The sequence below is a fragment of the Streptomyces sp. DH12 genome, assembly GCF_020873895.1.
Taxonomy (GTDB): Bacteria; Actinomycetota; Actinomycetes; order Streptomycetales; family Streptomycetaceae; genus Streptomyces.
In genome coordinates, this window is record NZ_JAHWGT010001275.1 from 1 (window position 1) to 429 (window position 429).

Consider the following 429-nt stretch of genomic DNA (forward strand, 5'->3'; position numbering starts at 1 on the left):
GGCGGGAGGGCACCCCGGCGGCCTCACGGCGGCGGTTGTCGAAGAACGACGCCAGGAAGTACGCCACGGTCGCGAACAGCGCCAGACCGTACGCGGCGGCCACGTCGCTGAAGTAGTAGCTGGTCAGCTTGACGACCAGGCCCTCGGAGTCCAGGTTGATGGTGCCGTTGTCACCGAGGATCTGGAGCATGAAGCCCTGCCAGAACAGCAGGCCGGCCAGGGTGACGGCGAAGGCGGGCACGCCGATCCTGGCGAAGATGAAGCCGTGGATCGCGCCGGCGACCGTGCCGGTGAGGATCGCCAGTACGAGGGCGAGTATCTCGTTCATGCCGTGTGTGATGTTCAGCACGGCGAAGGTGGCGCCCGCGAAACCGCAGAAGAAACCGAACTAAAACACAAAATACCCTACCAACATAACAAATACTATGC

Annotated in this window: 1 pseudogene; it reads right to left on the reverse strand. The window is 62.9% G+C overall.

The window, feature by feature from the left end:
- Positions 1-429 (reverse strand): annotated as a pseudogene (locus tag LPA54_RS39650) (sugar ABC transporter permease); the annotation flags it as partial.